Annotated in this window: 1 protein-coding gene; it reads left to right on the top strand. The window is 33.8% G+C overall.

Features of this window, described 5'->3' with window-relative positions:
- Positions 1-154: 154 nt before the first annotated feature.
- Positions 155-390 (top strand): hypothetical protein (locus E3E37_RS11460; RefSeq protein ID WP_167717476.1); only part of this gene is annotated, 236 nt, incomplete at its 3' end.

Here is a 390-nt window from a genome sequence, read left to right as displayed (position 1 = left end):
GGAGAGTTTCCATTTGAAAAAACGGCTGATGGATCTTGGATAGTCAAGTATGGTATAAAAATTACAAAGGACGGGAAACTGGAAAAATTGTGGTAAATGCGTATGAAAGTGAAATATTTTAAAAATGCTAGTATAACGCATTTGGGGAGAAAAAATGAATGAAATCTTGACTCACAATGAGTTGGTGGATGTGGTCTCACAAGCAATTTTGAAGAAGTACCGAGACCACTTTAAAGATATGTTCATAACAAATGTGTCTATCGATTTTCCAAAACCCGATTTTATATATATGCCCTATAGATTTGTTGAGATGAGAAAGATTACACCTAAAAAACTTAAAAATTTGGTAAGTGTTGATTCTGGAATTATGGTTCCAGTAGCCTTTGAGCA

The organism is Thermococcus sp. ES12 (assembly GCF_012027515.1).
Classification (GTDB): Archaea; Methanobacteriota_B; Thermococci; order Thermococcales; family Thermococcaceae; genus Thermococcus; species Thermococcus barossii.
This window is presented reverse-complemented; position numbering and strand designations above follow the sequence as displayed.